The sequence below is a fragment of the Acinetobacter sp. 5862 genome (assembly GCF_024494585.1).
Classification (GTDB): domain Bacteria; phylum Pseudomonadota; class Gammaproteobacteria; order Pseudomonadales; family Moraxellaceae; genus Acinetobacter.
Map to the genome: position 1 here is coordinate 30,398 of NZ_JANHGP010000023.1, position 19,094 is coordinate 49,491.

Genomic DNA, 19,094 nt, shown 5'->3' on the forward strand with positions numbered 1-19,094 from the left:
ATGAATATCTATAACTCTCCTGTTACCAAAATAGCTTTCTGGGTCATAGTCATTGGTGGTGCGGCTTGCCTGCTTATCCCTTTGTTTGCACCTCTTCTTCCGCTGCAATATTTGAAAGGTTATGGCGAAATAGGAGATGTTCTTGGAGGTATTTCAAGCCCATTTCTACAAATTCTGGGTTCAGTGCTTCTCTTTCTGGTGTTAAAAGCTCAGATTGACGCTAATGGCATCCTCCATCAGCAAATCGAAAAGGAATATACGAAGGAGCAACTGAGGCACGAGTTGAATCAGCTTCACGAACTTTATATGTTCGTCGAAAGAAACATTAAAAATTTTAGCTACGATCAGGAAAAGATGATTGATGGCAAGTCGCAAATGATCCTTTTGCATTCCCGGCGAGCGATTAAATGTTTCATTGAGGATCTAGAGAGCTTAGATGTTGATATTCACAAAGATGACGACATTTTAAGGTTCGACGGGGTTAAAGAAATTATGAGCATTTTGAACAGCGTTGACCTATATTTCGACAAAATCAAAGACAGCGAGATTGCACCTTATCATAAGAGTTTTTATAAAACGCTTATGCAGCACGAACTTCTCTTCAGCGTTTTTCCTTATCAAGATCTCGACAATCAAGCGTACCTAAAACAAGAGCATTGCCCAGAGTGTGGTGAATATCATGCAAATTATCCGCCACTGATTTATGACCGGTTACAGAAAATTAAAAAAAGTTTCTCCTGATGTATTATGGATATTTATTCGGTATCGGTCCTACCAAAAAGCTATTTGTAGTATCTCGAGTACGTGCTGTGGTGTAGTAATTCCAATCTTAGAAAACTCAAAGCTTATTCTGAAACTATCGGAATTGTCGGTTGGGTGAGACTTAGTCGCCCCGTAAAGCCTTATCGGGGCGGCAAAGATAACTTTTTATATCACTGCTATTGATGACGTCCTTTGTTTACTAAAGTTGTAAGCCCTTATTCTTTGTTTTAGACCTTCAACCACTCCGGGCTTGTCACTAGGAGAGTCCCCTTGGCTAACCTTAGCCGTCAGATCGTATTCAGCGATTTCTAGCCGGTCCCCCTGAATCATTTTACGCCAACCGTTCCACAACTTAGGGTCAAGCTCTTCGGTACGCCAACCATCGGTCGGTTCGCTCCGACTCGCTAAAGCCAGATCCCTGATTTGGTTCTGGAGCGTTAGATCGTCAATCATTGTTTGGGAGTGAGAATGTTGAGGGATTAAGTTTTGATACAAAAGATTAAACTTACACCAATTTTACGCCATGGAATTTTAATATTTTTATAAATTATTGATATTTAATATATATTTTAAATTTATTGTCCAATCCATCATGGGTGCAACACTGATTCGTGGTGTCTGAGTTTTTTCAATATTCATAAAAAATCATGCCTTTATTCAGTGTTAAACAACCTAATAAAATGATTGAGCGGATTAGAAAATAGACTATTTATGACAAATAGTGGGAAATAAACTTAAAGTAACAATTCATCACTGATGTATGTCCAAACATTTTTAGGCAAAGCGCAACCGATTGATCTGATCGAACAGATGCTATGACTAAATATTTGGATACATTGAGCGTGAGCATCAAACAACGAAACTCTTCTAGCTTGATTAAGAGATTTCCAATTGCGCGCAATACTACCACAAATATTTAATCTATACATTTCGGACGGTATTGATGCTGCCCACCCGTTGGGGTTTTCTTTAAATGCTATTTAGCATCGTTCAGGTGTTAACTCATTGGAATGACTTTAATTCTGTTCATTGTGTCTACAGTGGGCGTAGTCTCTATTTTCATCTATTTAATAAGAGTTAATTGGGTTTAAGTTCGTGTTTTGAGATTACTGTCTCAAATTTTAATGTCTTGGTGTATAGAAGCCGAACTAGATTACGTGAATGTCTAGAAAATAAATGGTTACTTAAGGGGGATTGCGCATGCTAACTTGCCGACAAGCAACACAATTAATTTCCGAGAAACAGGATAGACCACTTCAGTTTATAGAGCAGAGCAATCTACAATTACATTTATTTGCTTGTCGTTCTTGTCGCCGTTATGGAAAACAAATCAAAACACTTCGTCAGCTTTCAAAAGCATTGAGCAAATACGAGGGTTAAATGTTATTAAGTATTTGGATGTTAGCTTTAAATCATAAGACTGAAATTTAAAAGATAAAAAATACCAACTATCTGAATAATTGGTATTAGATGCTTTAATTTGAAAATAGATTGTTAATGTAACGTACTTTGATGAGCAAGCTCAATTTGGTTCAGGATATGATGGCTCATATTCTTCGCCATTTCTTCTTTCGCATAGAAAACTTCACCAATATTTTCATCGCGAATAACAGCAGCCTCTTCCTTGCTTTCAGCACAGATCAAGACCTGAATCTCAGGATTCAATTGCTTTGCAATATCGACAATACGATGAATATCTAAAATATCCATAGGGGAAATAACCAATAAGCGTGCATGCTGAATATGGGCTTGTATGAGTACATAAGGTTCAGTCGCTTCACCGCTTACGGCAGCCATTCCTTGGGCACGCAGTTTTTCAACAATCTCACGATTTTCTTCAGCAATCACGACCTTGATATTCTGTTGCATCAGGTTTTCACTAATGCGGCGTCCTACGCCACCATAGCCAATGATCACCACCTGATCACGTAAATAAGCTTGATCAACTTCATCTGGAAGCATGGCAAGCGGGTCGCCACTGCGTTCTAATAAGCGAGCTAAATGTGAGCGTTCTCGTATCCAGCGTTGAGCGGGTTCAATCGCTGAAAATACAAATGAATTTAAAGTTATTGAAAATAACGCACCAGCAAGAATCAAGTTTTGTGCATCTGGGGTGAGTAGACCGAGTGACAAGCCCAATGTTGCTAAAATGAATGAAAACTCCCCAATTTGTGCCAAACTAGCGCCTACAGTGAGAGCTGTGTTAATTGGGTAGCGGAAGAATAAAACTAAAGCCATTGCTGCTAAAGTCTTACCAATCATGATAATGGCAACGACAGCTAAAATATGTAAAGGTTGTTCAATTAAAATTTTTGGGTCGAATAACATTCCCACTGAAACAAAAAATAAGATCGCAAAGATTTCACGCAATGAAAGCGTCTCTTCTTCTGCTCTATGGCTGAAATCGGATTCTTTTACGACCATGCCGGCAAAGAAAGCACCTAATGCCATTGAGACACCAAAGATCGCATAAGAACCATAAGCAATCGAAACGGCAGCAGCAACGACGGTAAGTGTAAATAATTCACGAGAACCTAAACGAGCAACCAATTGCATAATTTTCGGGATTAAGCGCTTCCCAATAATCAGCATGAAGGCGATAAAACCTGTTACTTTCAGTAATGTTAGGCCGATGGTGATCCAAATATTTTGAGAGGTATCCGTTCCAGCTAATGGGTGTCCACCAAGTAGAACAGCTATTGCAGGTAATAAAACTAAGACCAAGACCATAACAAGATCTTCAACCAAAAGCCAACCCACTGCAATTTTGCCATTGACAGAATCGAGTAAACCACGATCACTCAGTGCTTTGAGTAATACTACGGTACTTGCACACGATAAACTTAAACCAAAAATCAGTGCAGAACCAAAACTCCAGCCCCAAAACATAGATACAGCGGCACCTAAGAGTGTTGCTACAGCGATTTGTAAAATCGCACCGGGCAGGGCGATACGACGAACAAGTAATAAATCATTGAGGGAAAAATGCATCCCTACGCCAAACATTAAGAACATTACCCCGAGTTCGGCAAGTTGATTGGCGAGATGTATATCTGCCACGATACCTGGGGTGTTAGGGCTTATAATAATACCTGCTACCAAATAACCAATTAATGGTGGTAGACGTAAACGTGCTGCGATATAGCCAAAAATAAGGGCCATACCAAAACCAACAGCAAGTAATATAATTAAATCAACATCATGAGGCATCGAAACTCCTTAATCATTGCGGTTAAGGTACAAATAATTCAGCATAAAACATGCCAAGAAAACAGCGAATAAATTGTAACAAGTAAAATCGGATTTGTTGATGACAATTTTTTTATTTATCAAAAAAAATTATGAAATAGTGATTCATTTTATTTTAGCTAAAACATTTTTTTAGCAAAAAAAAACGACTTCAGTTGAAGTCGTTTTTTTAAGAAAACTAAAATTATTTAATTTTAGCTTCTTTGAAGATTACGTGTTGACGGATTTTTGGATCAAATTTTTTGATTTCCATTTTTTCCGGCATAGTACGTTTGTTCTTAGTAGTGGTATAAAAATAACCTGTACCAGCTGTAGAAACGAGGCGGATTTTATCACGCATTGTTCAGACTCCTTAGATCTTTTGACCTTGAGCACGGAGATCAGCAACAACTTTCTCAATACCCAATTTATCAATAATACGCATACCTTTAGTGGTTAAACGAAGACGTACAAAACGCTTTTCGCTTTCTAACCAAAAACGGTGGTGGTGCAGGTTCGGCTCGAACCGGCGTTTGGTTTTGTTGTTTGCGTGCGATACGTTGTTACCAACGATAGGACGCTTGCCGGTAACTTGGCAAACCTTAGACATGGTGAACTCCATTGCTAGTTTATATAGCACCGTTTCGTGCAACTAGCCATTCAAGTAAACGGATGAAATCATTCAAGGGGCGTTTTATACCAAAAATACGATTAAAAGACAAGCGAATTTGGTAAAAACAGGACATGATCTAGTGTGATAGATCATGCCTTGATCAGCTTAACGGAATAGTGTTTTCAAAAGCAGTTTATGCGTTGGTTTGTTGTACGGCGGCAGAATGAATTTTAAACTATAAAGTTTAGGGTTAACAGGGTTAGACATCACTGAACGTTCGTTAGAGAAGCTGAAGAAGCCTTCTTTACCATGATATTTGCCCATACCCGATGCACCTATACCACCAAATGGTAGATCATCTTGTGCTACATGAGTGAGGGTTTGGTTAATACCAAAATGTCCAGAATGAGTACGTCCTGCAACATAATCCGCACGAGCCATATCAATATCAAAATAGTAGAATGCGAGTGGACGTGGTCGACTATTGATAAATTGAAGTGCATCTTCAATATGTTCATATTCTAGAATAGGAAGAATTGGACCAAAGATCTCATTCTTCATAATTTCCATTTCTGTGGTTACACCTGTGAGTAACGTTGGTGCAATTTTACGAACTTCAGTTAAAGATTCTTTCTTGTTGTTTAACTCGACGATCGTCGCACCTTGATCACGTGCATCTTCTAAATAGCCTTGCAGACGATTGTATTGTTTGTCATTCACAATTGAGGTGTAATCTTTATTGTCACGTAGCGTTGGGTACATCGTATTCACAAAGTCGTTATAGTGCTTGGTGAATTCTGCCGTTTTGCCTTTAGGTAGGAACATGTAATCAGGTGCAACGCAAGTTTGACCTGCATTCCAAAGTTTACCTACCGCAATACGTTGTGCCACATCACGAATATTCATTGCCGAATGTACAAGAGCAGGCGATTTTCCACCTAGCTCTAAAATTACAGGGACTAAGTTCTGTGATGCTGCTGCCATCACGGTTTTGCCGACAGAGGTTGAACCTGTAAAAATCATTTTGTCGAAAGGCAGATGGCTGAACGCATCCGAAATGGCACCACCACCATTGACCACGGTCACCAATTCCTGTGGGAATGCTTCAGAAAGGGCATTTTCAAGCATATAACCGAAGTTTGATGATGCACTTGAAATCTTGATCATGGCATGGTTGCCCGCAGCCAATGCACAGATCAGTGGGCCAACTGAAAGCAGCAGTGGATAGTTCCACGGTGCAATAATGCCGATCACGCCCAATGGCTGATACTGTACCCAGCCTTTTGCAGGTTGGTGTAACATGCTGATATGGCGCTTAGAGGGCTGCATCCATTCAGTCAGGTTCTTGCTATAGTACTTGATATGCTCTAAACAGGTAAGAACTTCACCAATCTTGGTTTCCATAATGGCACGGTTGCCATAATCCTGACTGATTGCGTTCGCAAATTGATCTTGATATTTTACCAAGATGTTTTTAAGTCGGGCTAAGCGTTCAATACGTTCTTTTGCGCTTGGTACAGGATGGCGTTGGTAGGCTGCTTGCTGCTGCTCAAGCAAATCATGTAACCGTTGCACATCGACACGAGGTGTCATCGCGGTTGTTTTTGTTTGACTGTTCATAGGAGTGGACCAAAAGAAAGCTTATTATTTTTTAATTTTTAGAGTAAATACTCTAAAGTGTCAAGTCGCTTTATAGGTTTGTTTTATAACCTATTGATAATATTATAGATGGTTAAAATCAATGTCGCATGCTAAACCGAACAAAACCAAAGATCGAATTTTGCAAATCAGTTTGCAGTTGTTTAATGAGCGTGGCGAGCGTTCGGTCACAACTAACCACATTGCGGCTGAACTTGGGATCAGCCCTGGCAACCTGTACTATCACTTCCGTAATAAACAGGAAATTATTAAAGAATTAGCACAGCAATATCAGGCTGAAACCTTGGAGATGTTGGCCTTGCCAACGGATCGACCTTTAAATGCCAATGATAAAATTAGTTATTTCCAAGTTTTGAGTAATCAGTTGTGGGCTTATCGCTTTATTCACCGTGATGTCTATCATCTTGTTGAAAATAATGAAGACTTCAGAAAAATCTATCCTCGTTTTGCAGGACAGGTGATGCAGCAAGGGCAAAAAATTTATCGTGCCTTTGTGGATGCCGGTTTGATGAAGATGACTGATTCAGAAATTGAAGCTTTGATTATCAACTTGTGGATTGTACTGACCAACTGGACTAACTTTTTGTATATGTCTGGTCATATCAGTGACAATAACCATTTGGAAGAAAAATGGGTATGGCAAGCTTTACGACAAATGGTATTTTTAGAAGGTCCTTATTTAATGGGCGAAAGTCGTCAAACGTATGAACAATTATTGAAATCTTTGGGGCCGTCAGACTTATTTGCTAGTTTATCTAATCTTAAAAATGATGATGATGAATAAGTAGGTATTTAGTCATAAGCAAAAAAGAGCTAGAATGCTCGGCTTGATTTTTAATTTTGATTCCAATAAGTGATATTAACCACATGAACACGACGACCGCCCACACTGCACGATTATTGATTACTTGCGAAGACAAGCCGGGAATCGTGCAAGCCGTATCGAGCTTTTTGTATCATCAGGGAGCAAATATTACCGCACTTGATCAGTATGCTACAGAAGCTCAAGGCGGACGTTATTTCATGCGTGTTGAGTTTGAACTTGATCATTTGCAATCTCGTAAAGAAGCATTAATGCAAACCTTTGCTGCCAACGTTGCTGAACGTTATGAAATGCAGTGGAAACTCACTTTTGTAGGTGAACTAAAGAAAGTGGGTATTCTGGTTTCTAAAGTGGACCATGCTTTATTGGAATTGTTATGGCGCCATGCACGTGGCTCATTGCCATGTGAAATTACCCAAGTCATCTCAAACCATCCAGATTTGCGTGAATCGGTTGAAAACTTTGGTATCCCATTCCATGTAATACCAGTCAATAAAGACAATAAAGTCGAAGCTTATGCGCAAATTGATGAAATGATGCAGGGCAATGATCTATTGATCTTGGCGCGTTATATGCAGATTTTGAGTGAAGACTTTGTTGCCAAGTGGGAAATGAAGATTATCAATATTCATCATTCATTCTTACCTGCTTTCGTAGGTGCAAATCCTTATAAGCAAGCGTATGAGAAAGGGGTGAAGTTGATTGGTGCAACAGCACATTACGTGACCGCTGATCTCGATCAAGGTCCAATTATTGAACAAGATGTTGAACGTGTTAGCCACGATTACAATGTAGAACAGTTACGTGAGTTAGGCGAAGACGTTGAGCGTAATGTATTGGCTCGCGCTGTAAAATGGCATTTGGAAGATCGTATTATTGTAGATGGTAATAAAACAGTTGTTTTCTAACTAAAACTAAATTTTCTAAAAGCATGTTGGTTCGCATGCTTTTTTTATATTAAAATTGTTATGTTATAACATTTTATTTTATTAAGTGTATATTTATCAATTTGTTGAGCATGATTCACAAAAAAATAGTTGCAAATGAAAACACTTCTCATTTATTATTATGCCACTTTAATTGTTCTATCCGATGACTGAAATCGTTTTTCACTTTGTAAGGATTTCACCATCTATTAGGTACTTAGATTCTTATGAGTCAATCTCCTGCGATATTGAATATGCCACACTCGATGAAAAAGAAGATCATCACTGCACTTGTTGCGGTTGTGATTGGACATGCAGGAGTTCTGTGGGCAGTTAGCCACATGAAGCCAATTGAGTTAAAACCAATTGAGAAAAAGCCACTCAAGGTTAAGTTTGTTAAAATTACGGAACCACCTAAACCAGAACCACCTAAGCCGAAAGAAAAGCCCAAACCACCAGAACCTAAAAAAGAAGTGAAACAGGTCAAGGTGGTTGAAAAGGCATTACCACCACCTAAAAAAATAGAAAAAATTCAGCAGGTTAAAAAAGCCGAGGCACCGAAACCTGTGGTTGAAAAAGTTGAGCCAAAGGTTGAGTCGGTTGTGGTGAACACGACTGTCACAGAAAAAGTGATTGAGAAACCTCAGCCTGTTGTCGAAGCGCCTAAACTCGCAGCACCGCCAGCCGATCCATCGCCAAAACGAGTTTCTATAGGGGGGACAGGTATTCAATGGAGTAGATCTCCAAGAGTATCATTTACTCCGAAAGATTTAGAAAATCAGACACGCTTAATTACGATCTATATCGAGGCAGATGAAAAAGGTAAAGTAACCAATGCTCGAATTACTCGTAGTAGTGGTTTACCGAGTCTTGATGAAAAGGCTTTACGCGCTGTTAGAAGTTCAAAGTTTAAACCGTATATGGAAAATGGTATTGCTTATCCAATCAAAACAGAGCAACCGTTTGAATTTAATCCTTAATAAATTTGCGTCCTAGTGACAGATTAAATCAGGAGTTCGTATATGAACTTTTCAGTTTATTGGCAACATGCAGATGCAGTGAGTAAAACCCTGTATTTCATCCTTTTAGCAATGTCGATTGCAACGTGGACGATCTTTATTCTACGTCTATTAGGAACACGCCAGTTGAAGCAACAGGCCTATGCCCAGCTTGCCCAGGCCTTGGCCACGTTGAAGTCTAAACTACAGCCTTTAACCTTTGAACAGCGTAAGGCGGTTGCGGAACAGGCATTGCTTCGCCAGATTTCTGCTGAAAAGTCACAGGCAGAAAAAGGTGTATCTGTTCTTGGAACAATTGCTTCGCTTGCGCCATTTGTGGGTTTGTTTGGGACTGTTTGGGGTATTTTCCATGCACTTGTCGCTGTAGGTACGAGCGGTCAGGCGGGTTTAGCCCAAGTTGCAACTCCTGTTGGTGAAGCATTGATCATGACTGGCTTGGGTTTATCTGTGGCGATTCCTGCGGTATTGGCTTACAACATTTGTGTACGTTTCAATCGTGGTTTAGCACATGATTTACAAGATCAAGCACATAGCTTGTTAATCGATACGATGTTGCAGCAAGAAACACCTGCAAAGACAGAAACTAAAGCGACTCAACAAAGTTTAGTTGGAGGTCAAGCTTAAGATGGGCTTTCAATTGGGTGAAGACCACGACAGTGGCATGAATGAGATGAATCTCATTCCTCTGATCGACATTATGTTGGTATTGATGATTATCTTTTTAGTCACAGCAACGGTTGCTAACCCATCAATTCCATTAGCTTTACCAAAAACAACCGCTGACATTGTAGACCCACCACCAAAAGCAATCACCATCAGTATTAATGAAAAAGGTGAAGTGGCATGGGATGCTCAAATTATTAGTTTGGATGAGTTACAGACGCGTTTCCAAGAAGCAGCAAAAGCAGAAGCAAAACCGACAGTACAGTTACGTGCTGATAAAGAATCAAAATACGATACAGTAGCGCAAGTCATGTCACGGGCGAGTGAAGCAGGGTTGAGTGATATTGCATTTGTGAGTGAAAACTAAAATTTGTTTCATAAAAAAAGCAACTCAGTGAGTTGCTTTTTTATGCTTACTCTGTTTTGAGTAGTTCGAGATATTTTGAACGCAATTTTGACAGTTTTGGTGGAATGCTAAAATTGCAGTAACCTTGTGATGGATTACGGGCATAAAAATTTTGATGGTATTCTTCAGCAGGGTAAAATGTTGGTGCTGGGCTAAGTTCAGTTACGATATTGAGACCACCATTTTCTAAATCGTGAATAATTTTCTCCGCTTGCTGCTTTTGTTCATCATTAAAATAATAGACAACAGAACGGTATTGGGTGCCAACATCATTACCTTGACGATTTAAAGTAGTTGGATCATGGGTGGTAAAGAAAACATTTAGGAGTTGAGTATAATTGATTTGCTGTTCATCAAAGTCAATCAATACAACTTCTGCATGTTGAGTATTACCTTGGCAAACTTGATCATAACTTGGATTGTGAACGATACCACCTGCATACCCACTCACAACTTTTTCGACGCCTTTAAGTTGTAGAAAAACAGCTTCTACACACCAAAAGCAACCTCCACCGAATAATGCTTGTTGCATAAATTTTCCCAATTTTTAATTCTAAGAATACTCATAAAGTATACGAAGTCAATGAAAAGTAAAAGCCCATCATCAATCAGGGATTTAGCTTTTTATGTCAAAAAATCAAATAACTGATTCAGTATCCCTTATAAATTTCATAAAAATTCACCTAAGCCTGAGCATATTTTTCCTATGTATTCATGATGTGGCATTTCTATCCACGATCTTGCAATAATTTGCGAGGATGATTGTGGATTCGCGATCATCAAGTGAATGCATATATCTTGATTGATTTAAATCAATCAAGATGGACTATAGAAGGAGATTGAGTATTGTTTTGTTAAAAAGCGAAATGGACTAATTTGCTTTTGGTAATCCATGTCGAATGATTTTCGAAAAATATTCACTGGATTGATCTGGTTGTTGTTCATATTTTTCAGCACGTGTATTGATCCATGCCAATTGATACCATTCTTTCATACTATAATTTTGATTAAGTGCTTGTAGATCAAAAAGATAATTGGGCAAATAGCCTGAAGCCAGTAAACGATAATCTTTAGGTAAAGTTTGTGGGTTGATCGCTTGGACCATATCAAAAATGAGCGTTGTACAGTTACTGGTAAGCGTGTTGTACCATTTTGCTTCAGCACGTAACTCATCTGCTTTATGTAGATATTCGATAAATAGCGCTTTACGTTCAGTCTGAGGCATTGTTATTGGAAATAAATAAACTTGTTCATGACGAATATTACTTCGCGTATAAATCAGATCTTTTTCATCAGAAGCCACTAAACTGAGTTCATATTTACGGAAGAATCCACCAATCGCGGAAAATTCTTCTCCTTTTTCTTTGCGAATCTCGATAGAAAAAACCAAAGGTTTTTGATCTGAGAAATCGAAACTCACTAACGTATGCGCGATTTGAGGTCCCATCCAATAGGATGTGATGACATTGACGCCTGTAATTTTATCTAGGTCAATTGTACGATTTTCCCAGCGAATGTCATAAGTGCCGTCTTTATGCCAATTAAAATTACGCACATTATGCAGCTGTACTAGATTGCCTTGCTTTTGGTAAGTAAGCTGCTCAGCGACTTCAGGGTTCCAGTCACGATCTTGGCGAGCCTCTAATGAAAAATACCAGACCAGTGAACAGGCGAAGGCAACACAGTAAATTAAAATATCAGTGCGGCGAGTAAAAATATGCCCACTGACATAAACACTAAGCAAGCTGAGCGCAAACAGTGCCCAAAAAATGATAGTGATTCGACTGAAGATTGTTCCAAAAGGATGTTGAATCCAGAATGCCAGACATAACCAGATACTTGAGAGGATCACAAATAAGGCAAAAAAACTGTGTAATAGCCCAATGCCTAGCGCCAGTAAAAACTCACGTGATCCAATATTATGCATGATGACGCGCGATCCATTTTTTATTTTTGGTAGGTCGCAAACTCGAAAGCAATATTTGATTTTTCATCAATGTGTTGTTCTGAGTTTATTTTGCGAAAATCTTCAGAGATTTTTGGGTAATGTGCATCACCTTGTACATCTAGATCAACATGGGTTAATTCAAGACGATCAGCAATTGCGAGGGTTTGAGTAAAAATCTCTCCACCCCCAATAATAAATAAAGATGCTTTTTCAGCGTGTTGTACGTCTGTAAGTGCATGTGTCAAAGCATCTTCAATGCTATGTGCTACTTTAACGCCCTCAAATTGCCATTCAACATCACGCGTGATGACCCAATTCACACGATTTGGAAGTGCGCGTCCCATTGACTCTAAGGTTTTACGCCCCATCAGGACAACACCGCCTTGGGTAATTGCTTTAAAGTGTTTAAGATCAGCTGAGATATGCCACGGTAAAGCATTGCCCTTGCCAATACAGTTGTTTTTATCCATTGCGACTACGTGGACAACTTCTATACCTTGCCATGCCATTTTATATTCTCTCTGATCGATTTAAACTGCGACGGGTGCTTTAATAGCAGGGTGTGACTCATAGCCAATAATTTCAATATCCTCAAATTTGAAGTCAAAAATATCAGTGATCTCAGGATTGAGTTTTAATTGACACAACGGTAGCGGCTCACGCGTAAGCTGCAATTGTGCTTGCTCAAAATGATTGGCATATAAATGAGTATTTATGCCCCTGAATTTTTGCACAATATGCTTTCCAATAAGGGTTTTACCATCAAATTATAACTGTGCATTATTTATTTTGCACATTTGGTAAGCCCAAGTATATTCTAGAACGGTTAATTAGAACCAACTACTCATCTAAGTGTAATTAAATAAGTTTTTCCTAGAAAATTAATTATAGATATAGTTAATGCTTTTAGCCATCCTTTAATTCAAAAAATTGAATCTCATAGCCAAGTTGTCACTTAAACTTGAGTAACCAAGAAATGCTCTATCTTGACTTTGTTGCACAAACCTATGTCTAAAGGCTGATTCCACAATATAATTTTCAAATGAAGAAGCCTACACCTAAAATTTATCGTACAACCAATTGGTCTTCATATAACCGAGCACTCATTAATCGTGGAAATATTTCCATTTGGTTTGATCCTGCTACGCAATGGTATGCTCCATCAAAAGGCAAACAAGGACGAAATCAAACCTACTCCGACGTAGCCATCCAATGCTGCTTAATGATTAAATCCTTATTCCGCCTGTCTTTACGTATGGTCACTGGCTTTGTGCAAAGTCTGATTAAACTTTGCGGATGACATTGGACAGCGCCAGATTACACCACGCTTTGTAGAAGACAAAAACATATTGATATTACAATTAGCTACCAAAAAAGTAGCGATGGACTGCATCTACTCGTGGACTCTACAGGCTTGAAATTTCTAGGTGAAGGTGAATGGAAACGCAAGAAACATGGATCTGAATATCGTCGCCAATGGCGTAAGCTCCATATTGCTATAGATGCTGAAACCCTTCAAATACGTGCAGTACAACTTACCACAAATAATGTCAGTGATTCACAAGTACTCGAAGATTTACTTGATCAAATCCCACCTGATGAACGAATTGATTCAGTCTATACAGATGGTGCTTATGACACAAAGCACTGCCGACAAGTCATTTTAGATCGAGATGCACATGCAGTCATTCCACCTAGGAAGAATGCAAAGCCTTGGAAAGATAAGAAATTGAGATCTTTAGAGAGGAATGAATTATTAAAAACAGTCAAACGACTAGGTAGATCTCTTTGGAAAAAATGGTCTGGTTATCATCGTCGAAGTGTAGTGGAAACCAAAATGCATTGCATCAAATTATTAGGCGATAAATTAACAGCAAGGAGTTTTCCTAGTCAAGTCAATGAAATCCATGCACGTATAGCCGTGCTAAATAAATTTACAGAATTAGGCCGACCTCATACCCAAGTTGTCACTTGAATTTTAGCTCAATTAGGGGAGCTCTATTTTTCAAACCTTTGTGCAATAAAGCCCTCTATCTTTAGAATTTTATGTAACAATGCCTCATGTAATTATAACTTCCCGTACATTACTATGTAAAAAATCTATAATTTATGAGTTAGAAAAGTTGTAATATTTTCATCTAAATGCATTAACCAATCATGTAGCTCAATAAAGTCTAATCTTCTCTCACAGTTTTCAACTTTAGCAATATAGGACTGTGGCTTGTTTAAGGACAAGGCTAGTTGTACCTGCGTCATATTTTTATATTCACGCAGTTTAATCAATTCTGTAATAATTTTCCTATACCTAGGATCGTGTATTGAGCTCATAGCTCAAAATGGTGTACTATTTCAATAAATATACCAAAATGGGATATTTTATTTGTAAGTAAGACGCTGAGTTTTTTATGCCTAAAAATCATAAACTTAATTATTGTTTAATCAAGTTTTTATCAAGTCACAATTTTTTAAATAGTGAGTTTAAAACAATATTTGATGGTTTTACGAGTGAGTATCCTGAATTTTGTGGCTATCACGGTTACCAGAGAACCTATAATATAATCAGAAGCTTAGCTAAAATTAATTTGATTACAATTATTCGTCGTAAAAATCAAAGTTATGAATATTCATCAAATTATACAACGTCAGAACTTAACGCATATTTATTGAATAAGGGTATAAAATTTGATTTTCAAATTGAATTTGAGAAAAAGCTCAACATTTTGAAAGTAACGATGGAGAAGACACAGTTAGAAATTCAGTTTTTTGATCAATATATAAAAGAATTTCCACTGTTAAGAGATACTCTTATTGTATTTAAAAAAAATAGTGAACAACAGCTTAAGAAGCTAGAGTCTGAAATCAGTGTTCTTAATAAGATAAGTGCTCATATATAACATGAGTGCTTATTTGAAATCACATCCAAATTCAGTAGGGTCTGTTTGCAAATACTCTGCAAAAAATAGCGAGAAATTAGAATTCAATTGACAAACTAGATTCACTCCACGCTATACCTCGTACAATTCTCAAAGATCAAAAATTGTCTAAGTTGAAATCGATTCTCTCCAATTTCGGTATTTATCTCAAATATAATTTATGGTTGTTTATCGAAGCTATCCTTTATCGGATTAGAACTGGATGTCCTTGACATGATTTACCTTATTTTTTGGTTAGCCGCACTCTATTTTTAAGAAATTTAGTCGATGGATTTTAGGTTGTAAGTATTTGAAATGTTTAGGTTGTTTTGTGGTGGTGAATATTTGAAGTTGATCTTTATTGATGCGAGTTAATTTAACTCATTTGTAGACAAGTTTAATAAGTTCATCTTTGTGCTGACTTATTACATGATTAACGGCATGCATCACAACACACTTTGAGGCTTCATCATCTCCGAATTGCATTGGCACAACTCGACTCATTGAAGGTGAACGAGGTTTACGATTTTCAGTCGTAAAGTATTTAAGACGTTCAACCGTACTGCATCTCACAGAGTTTCTTAACATTCACTACATAACTGATGTGTGCTGAGAAAACAGGAGGTTTTAACTTGGTAAACTATAGACACTCATCAGGAGTTTACCATGAGCAAGAAACAGAAGACTTACACCGCAGAATTTAAAGTTGAAGCAATAAAATTGATTGAAGCCAATCAAGGCAATGTATCGGAAACAGCCAGACAACTTGGCATTTCAATGCAAACTCTTTCAAATTGGAATAATAAAGCAAAGACTGGCACCTTAGCAGGCACTAAACAATATTCACCTGATCTAAATGCCTTACTCGAAGAAAATAAAAAGCTCAAACAACAGCTCAAAACAGCTGAAATGGAACGTGAATTTCTAAAAAAGGCAGCAGCGTACTTTGCGAAAGAAAGTCAGTAAGGTACGCCTATATGAAACAGCAAAGACATTTATTCCCGATTAGCTTTATGGCTAGATTACTTCACGTTTCAGTGTCACGATTTTATGATTGGCTAAAACGAGGCATGAATAAAAGATTGGTTCAGCGAAATCAACAGACAATTTTGGTCAAAATAGCTCATGAGGAAACTAAACAAAGCTATGGCTATATTCGATTAACTAAGCATTTACAAGCGCAAGGTATCAAAATCAGTACGTATGCTGTACGTCAAATAAAAAAGCTCAACCAGCTGTATTGTAAGCGTCATAAGCGTTTCAAAAGAACTACGAAGAGTGATCATAATCGAGCGATCTACGCAAATTTACTAGAGCAACAGTTTTCAATGACTAAGCCCAATCTTGCATGGTCAAGCGATATTACATACATTTGGACTGCTGAAGGTTGGTTATACTTGGCAGCAGTAAAAGACCTGTACACGAAACAAGTGGTTGGCTATAGCTTAAATGAGCGTATGACCGCACAACTTGTTTGCAATGCACTGACTATGGCGATTCGTAATCAAAAACCAACGAAAGGCTTAATTGTTCATTCGGACAGAGGCAGCCAATATTGCAGCCATGAATATCGAAAGATACTGGAAAAATGTGATTTTCAAGGTTCAATGAGCAAACGTGGGGACTGTTACGATAATGCACCGATTGAAAGTTTCTGGGGCATACTCAAGAATGAATTAGTGCATCATTGCAACTATAAAACCAGAGATGAAGCTAAAGCAGATATTACAAAATACATTGTGTTATTTTATAATCAGCGAAGAATTCAAAAGAGTTTGGATTTTAAAACGCCAAATCAAATAGCAGAGAACTTTTATCGGTTAGCTGCCTAGCATATCCCAAGTGAAAGTCTCCTGCTAATTCAGCACATATCAAAAGGAAAGAAGATGAAAATTAAGTTTTTAACAGTTTCATTGATGCTTATTCTGCCATTTTCTGTTTTTGCAGCAAATACTGTAGTAGAAAAAGCGGTCATTGAATCAAATAATACATATAAGGCGAAGTATAACTTAGAGGATATGACTGAGTTTAATCAGGCTCAAAAGGGCTTTATTGCCAAGCCAACAGGTCAAATTAAAAGTGAGAAAGGCAATGTTATCTGGGATTTTGATGCATTTAGTTTTTTACAAGATCAAGCACCAAATACCGTTAATCCCACTCTATGGCGACAAGCAAAATTAAACAACAATGTTGGGCTATTTAAAGTAACAGATCGAGTTTGGCAAATTCGTGGTTTTGATTTGGCAAATATGACCATCATTCAGGGTGATACTGGCTGGATTATTGTGGATACATTAACCTCTAAAGAAACGGCTGAAGCAGCACTTAAATTTGCTAGACAGCATTTAGGTGAGCAAAAAATTTCAGCCATTATCTTTACCCATAGCCATATCGATCATTTTGGTGGTGCATTAGGCGTTCTTTCTAGCGAAGAAATTAACGCTAGAAAAACTCCAATTATTGCGCCAAAAGGCTTTATGGAAGAAGCGACCAGTGAAAATGTGATGGCAGGTTCAGCCATGATACGTCGTGCGACTTATATGTATGGAACTTTTCTACCTAAAAATGCGGAAGGATTGGTGGATACAGGTTTAGGTAAGGCTGTTGCTGTGGGAAAAATGGGCATCCTTGAGCCTACACAACTGATCACTCAACCAGAACAGAAAATGACGGTTGATGGCTTGGATTTTGTGTTTTATAACGTGCCGGGTTCAGAAGCACCAGCAGAATTAACGTTCTCTATCCCATCATTGAAACTTTATAACGGCGCAGAAATTCTATCTCATACCATGCATAATCTTTATACCCTTCGGGGTGCTAAAGTCCGTGATGCCTTAAAATGGGTGGGCTATCTAGACCAAGCAATGCAGCATGCCAAAGCATCCGATGTATTGATTGCACAGCATCATTGGCCTGTCTGGGGCAATGACAATATTCAAGATTTTATTAAAACCCAGCGAGATGTTTATAAGTTCACGCATGATCAGACGGTGAGATATATGAACTCTGGTTTTAATGGCGCTGAAATTGCCGAAAAAATTAAGCTTCCAGCGGCACTTGATCAAAAACTATATGCTCATGGCTATTATGGAACCCTAAAACATAATGTAAAAGCAGTATACCAATATTATATGGGATGGTTCGATGCCCATCCTTCCAATTTAGATCCATTACCCCCTAAAGCTGTTGCAAAAAAATATATTGAGTTAGCAGGTGGGGAGAACAATGCATTGAAAAATGCGCGGGATGCCTACGCTCAAGCTGACTATAGATGGGCTGCCGAGATTTTAAAACATATTGTGTTGAATAACCCTCAAAACCAACAAGCAAAAGACTTATTGGCGAATACTTATCGTCAATTGGGCTATGCTGCTGAGGCTTCAACTTGGCGTAATTTCTTTTTGGTGGGCGCTCAAGAGCTACAAAATAATGTACCCCTACAAAATACTTCTGATCCGAGTGATTTATTGATTCATACACCAACTGAAAGATTTCTTGAAGCTATGGCGACAAATTTAGATGTGGAAAATTTAAAAAATGAAAACCAGTGTATCAATCTGGTTTTGTCGGATACCAAAGAGCATTTTTCATTATGGGTTGAAAACTCAGTCATGCAGTTTAAGCGTTATGATGAAAGTAAAGATTTGGCATTGGATTGCCCTACATTAACCTTAACCAAGCCCTTATATCTAAAAATGATTACAGGTCAAATAGAAGGGGTAAAAGTCCTGCTTTCTAAAGACAGTAAAGTCAAAGGTAATCCACTGAAAATTGGAAAATTCTTTGCAATGTTTAAACGTCCAGATTCAATTTTCCCGATTGTGACTCGACCAAATGGCTAAGCTCAAATAAGTAAAGTCGAAACTTAAATTAATAGATCCAAAGAAATGGGTGAAATTATCAACTTGGTTCTCCCAATCTTATAACAGGAATACAAGAAATTATTTCTTGTATTCCTCTTTAAAATTAAAAGTAAGCTATATGTATTTTAACTCTATTGATACTTTATTAAATGGTTTTTGAATTTTTATACTTTATTTTCGATGGAGATATTTTTATTAGGGTGTGTTGACACTTTTAGCTTAAAAAAATAGCGAAGTAGTAAAATCAAATCGCCGAACCCAATTTTACTATT

General features: G+C 37.9%; 19 protein-coding genes and 4 pseudogenes. 13 read left to right on the forward strand and 10 right to left on the reverse strand.

Going from position 1 to position 19,094, the window contains the following annotated elements:
* The 3 genes and pseudogenes from NO346_RS04325 (at position 1) to NO346_RS04335 (ending at position 2,142) form a co-directional block, all read left to right on the forward strand.
* Entirely contained in the window at positions 1–741 is a 741-nt protein-coding gene (locus NO346_RS04325; protein WP_005403709.1) for a hypothetical protein, read from the forward strand.
* Between the two features lie 1,129 nt (positions 742–1,870).
* Positions 1,871–1,969: pseudogene (locus NO346_RS04330) on the forward strand (RNA polymerase subunit sigma); the annotation flags it as partial.
* Positions 1,963–2,142 carry a zf-HC2 domain-containing protein gene (locus tag NO346_RS04335; protein WP_005162460.1) on the forward strand — a complete coding sequence of 60 codons (180 nt, stop codon included), beginning with the start codon at positions 1,963–1,965 and terminating at the stop codon, positions 2,140–2,142. The pseudogene NO346_RS04330 and the gene NO346_RS04335, both read left to right, overlap by 7 nt.
* Positions 2,143–2,256: 114 nt before the next feature.
* Here NO346_RS04335 and NO346_RS04340 read toward each other — a convergent pair whose 3' ends face one another.
* The 4 genes from NO346_RS04340 to NO346_RS04355 form a co-directional block, all read right to left on the reverse strand.
* Positions 2,257–3,972: a cation:proton antiporter gene (locus NO346_RS04340; protein ID WP_256414393.1), complete on the reverse strand. Its 1,716-nt coding sequence runs from the start codon at positions 3,970–3,972 to the stop codon at positions 2,257–2,259.
* A gap of 223 nt (positions 3,973–4,195) precedes the next feature.
* Positions 4,196–4,351, reverse strand: coding sequence for a 50S ribosomal protein L33 (gene rpmG / locus NO346_RS04345; RefSeq protein ID WP_003654787.1), 156 nt, complete (start codon positions 4,349–4,351; stop codon positions 4,196–4,198).
* 12 nt (positions 4,352–4,363) lie between these two features.
* Complete coding sequence (gene rpmB / locus NO346_RS04350; RefSeq protein WP_004649871.1) at positions 4,364–4,600, reverse strand: 50S ribosomal protein L28; 237 nt, start codon at positions 4,598–4,600, stop codon at positions 4,364–4,366.
* Between the two features lie 168 nt (positions 4,601–4,768).
* Positions 4,769–6,223: a coniferyl aldehyde dehydrogenase gene (locus tag NO346_RS04355; RefSeq protein ID WP_256414394.1), complete on the reverse strand. Its 1,455-nt coding sequence runs from the start codon at positions 6,221–6,223 to the stop codon at positions 4,769–4,771.
* Between the two features lie 121 nt (positions 6,224–6,344).
* Here NO346_RS04355 and NO346_RS04360 point away from each other — a divergent pair, with 121 nt between their 5' ends.
* The 5 genes from NO346_RS04360 to NO346_RS04380 all read left to right on the forward strand — a co-directional run bounded on the left by NO346_RS04360 (position 6,345) and on the right by NO346_RS04380 (position 10,060).
* Entirely contained in the window at positions 6,345–7,046 is a 702-nt protein-coding gene (locus NO346_RS04360) for a TetR/AcrR family transcriptional regulator (RefSeq protein WP_256414395.1), read from the forward strand.
* 83 nt (positions 7,047–7,129) lie between these two features.
* Positions 7,130–7,993, forward strand: a complete 864-nt coding sequence (purU, locus tag NO346_RS04365) for a formyltetrahydrofolate deformylase (protein WP_004680545.1) — start codon at positions 7,130–7,132, stop codon at positions 7,991–7,993.
* A gap of 245 nt (positions 7,994–8,238) precedes the next feature.
* Positions 8,239–8,991, forward strand: a complete 753-nt coding sequence (locus NO346_RS04370) for an energy transducer TonB (RefSeq protein ID WP_256414396.1) — start codon at positions 8,239–8,241, stop codon at positions 8,989–8,991.
* A 42-nt stretch (positions 8,992–9,033) separates the two neighbouring features.
* On the forward strand, positions 9,034–9,654 hold the full coding sequence (locus NO346_RS04375) for a MotA/TolQ/ExbB proton channel family protein (protein ID WP_256414397.1): 621 nt from the start codon (positions 9,034–9,036) through the stop codon (positions 9,652–9,654).
* Position 9,655: 1 nt separating this feature from the next.
* Positions 9,656–10,060, forward strand: coding sequence for a biopolymer transporter ExbD (locus tag NO346_RS04380; RefSeq protein ID WP_087542789.1), 405 nt, complete (start codon positions 9,656–9,658; stop codon positions 10,058–10,060).
* A gap of 46 nt (positions 10,061–10,106) precedes the next feature.
* On the opposite strand, the gene msrA is transcribed toward NO346_RS04380, so the two are convergent.
* The 4 genes and pseudogenes from msrA to NO346_RS04400 all read right to left on the reverse strand — a co-directional run.
* Positions 10,107–10,631 (reverse strand): peptide-methionine (S)-S-oxide reductase MsrA, encoded by a 525-nt coding sequence (gene msrA, locus NO346_RS04385; protein WP_256414398.1) that lies wholly within the window; start codon positions 10,629–10,631, stop codon positions 10,107–10,109.
* 339 nt (positions 10,632–10,970) lie between these two features.
* Positions 10,971–12,026: a DUF4105 domain-containing protein gene (locus NO346_RS04390; RefSeq protein ID WP_256414399.1), complete on the reverse strand. Its 1,056-nt coding sequence runs from the start codon at positions 12,024–12,026 to the stop codon at positions 10,971–10,973.
* A 20-nt stretch (positions 12,027–12,046) separates the two neighbouring features.
* Positions 12,047–12,556 carry a dihydrofolate reductase gene (locus NO346_RS04395; protein ID WP_178883072.1) on the reverse strand — a complete coding sequence of 170 codons (510 nt, stop codon included), beginning with the start codon at positions 12,554–12,556 and terminating at the stop codon, positions 12,047–12,049.
* A gap of 21 nt (positions 12,557–12,577) precedes the next feature.
* A pseudogene (locus NO346_RS04400) lies at positions 12,578–12,766 on the reverse strand (thymidylate synthase); the annotation flags it as partial.
* A gap of 323 nt (positions 12,767–13,089) precedes the next feature.
* On the opposite strand from NO346_RS04400, the pseudogene NO346_RS04405 reads away from it, so the two are divergent.
* Positions 13,090–14,022 (forward strand): annotated as a pseudogene (locus NO346_RS04405) (IS5 family transposase).
* A 125-nt stretch (positions 14,023–14,147) separates the two neighbouring features.
* On the opposite strand, the gene NO346_RS04410 reads toward NO346_RS04405, so the two are convergent.
* Positions 14,148–14,375 carry a helix-turn-helix domain-containing protein gene (locus NO346_RS04410; protein WP_025467336.1) on the reverse strand — a complete coding sequence of 76 codons (228 nt, stop codon included), beginning with the start codon at positions 14,373–14,375 and terminating at the stop codon, positions 14,148–14,150.
* Between the two features lie 77 nt (positions 14,376–14,452).
* Here NO346_RS04410 and NO346_RS04415 point away from each other — a divergent pair, with 77 nt between their 5' ends.
* Both NO346_RS04415 and NO346_RS14895 read left to right on the forward strand, forming a co-directional pair.
* Entirely contained in the window at positions 14,453–14,941 is a 489-nt protein-coding gene (locus NO346_RS04415) for a hypothetical protein (protein ID WP_004668582.1), read from the forward strand.
* 113 nt (positions 14,942–15,054) lie between these two features.
* Positions 15,055–15,331: pseudogene (locus tag NO346_RS14895) on the forward strand (transposase); the annotation flags it as partial.
* Between the two features lie 9 nt (positions 15,332–15,340).
* Here NO346_RS14895 and NO346_RS04425 read toward each other — a convergent pair.
* Positions 15,341–15,547 carry a hypothetical protein gene (locus NO346_RS04425; protein ID WP_025467338.1) on the reverse strand — a complete coding sequence of 69 codons (207 nt, stop codon included), beginning with the start codon at positions 15,545–15,547 and terminating at the stop codon, positions 15,341–15,343.
* Between the two features lie 78 nt (positions 15,548–15,625).
* On the opposite strand from NO346_RS04425, the gene NO346_RS04430 reads away from it, so the two are divergent.
* Positions 15,626–16,791, forward strand: a protein-coding gene (locus NO346_RS04430) for an IS3-like element ISAba21 family transposase (protein WP_085940850.1) whose coding sequence is annotated in 2 segments (ribosomal slippage) — positions 15,626–15,884 and positions 15,884–16,791 — 1,167 coding nt in all. Because the reading frame shifts where the segments join, the coding sequence is not laid out codon by codon here.
* Positions 16,792–16,845: 54 nt separating this feature from the next.
* The gene (locus NO346_RS04435) at positions 16,846–18,801 is read left to right on the forward strand and encodes an alkyl/aryl-sulfatase (protein WP_000693745.1); all 1,956 of its coding nucleotides are present in this window, start codon (positions 16,846–16,848) and stop codon (positions 18,799–18,801) included.
* Positions 18,802–19,094 lie beyond the last annotated feature (293 nt).

Excerpts from the sequence above, each read along its gene's own strand:
- NO346_RS04375 (WP_256414397.1), top strand. The coding sequence starts at position 9,034 with ATGAACTTTTCAGTTTATTGGCAACATGCAGATGCAGTGAGTAAAACC.
- NO346_RS04340 (WP_256414393.1), bottom strand. The coding sequence starts at position 3,972 with ATGCCTCATGATGTTGATTTAATTATATTACTTGCTGTTGGTTTTGGT.
- NO346_RS04435 (WP_000693745.1), top strand. The coding sequence starts at position 16,846 with ATGAAAATTAAGTTTTTAACAGTTTCATTGATGCTTATTCTGCCATTT.
- rpmB (WP_004649871.1), bottom strand. The coding sequence starts at position 4,600 with ATGTCTAAGGTTTGCCAAGTTACCGGCAAGCGTCCTATCGTTGGTAAC.
- msrA (WP_256414398.1), bottom strand. The coding sequence starts at position 10,631 with ATGCAACAAGCATTATTCGGTGGAGGTTGCTTTTGGTGTGTAGAAGCT.
- NO346_RS04415 (WP_004668582.1), top strand. The coding sequence starts at position 14,453 with ATGCCTAAAAATCATAAACTTAATTATTGTTTAATCAAGTTTTTATCA.
- NO346_RS04380 (WP_087542789.1), top strand. The coding sequence starts at position 9,656 with ATGGGCTTTCAATTGGGTGAAGACCACGACAGTGGCATGAATGAGATG.
- NO346_RS04355 (WP_256414394.1), bottom strand. The coding sequence starts at position 6,223 with ATGAACAGTCAAACAAAAACAACCGCGATGACACCTCGTGTCGATGTG.
- rpmG (WP_003654787.1), bottom strand. The coding sequence starts at position 4,351 with ATGCGTGATAAAATCCGCCTCGTTTCTACAGCTGGTACAGGTTATTTT.
- NO346_RS04335 (WP_005162460.1), top strand. The coding sequence starts at position 1,963 with ATGCTAACTTGCCGACAAGCAACACAATTAATTTCCGAGAAACAGGAT.
- NO346_RS04325 (WP_005403709.1), top strand. The coding sequence starts at position 1 with ATGAATATCTATAACTCTCCTGTTACCAAAATAGCTTTCTGGGTCATA.
- NO346_RS04410 (WP_025467336.1), bottom strand. The coding sequence starts at position 14,375 with ATGAGCTCAATACACGATCCTAGGTATAGGAAAATTATTACAGAATTG.
- NO346_RS04360 (WP_256414395.1), top strand. The coding sequence starts at position 6,345 with ATGTCGCATGCTAAACCGAACAAAACCAAAGATCGAATTTTGCAAATC.
- purU (WP_004680545.1), top strand. The coding sequence starts at position 7,130 with ATGAACACGACGACCGCCCACACTGCACGATTATTGATTACTTGCGAA.
- NO346_RS04370 (WP_256414396.1), top strand. The coding sequence starts at position 8,239 with ATGAGTCAATCTCCTGCGATATTGAATATGCCACACTCGATGAAAAAG.
- NO346_RS04425 (WP_025467338.1), bottom strand. The coding sequence starts at position 15,547 with ATGTTAAGAAACTCTGTGAGATGCAGTACGGTTGAACGTCTTAAATAC.
- NO346_RS04390 (WP_256414399.1), bottom strand. The coding sequence starts at position 12,026 with ATGCATAATATTGGATCACGTGAGTTTTTACTGGCGCTAGGCATTGGG.
- NO346_RS04395 (WP_178883072.1), bottom strand. The coding sequence starts at position 12,556 with ATGGCATGGCAAGGTATAGAAGTTGTCCACGTAGTCGCAATGGATAAA.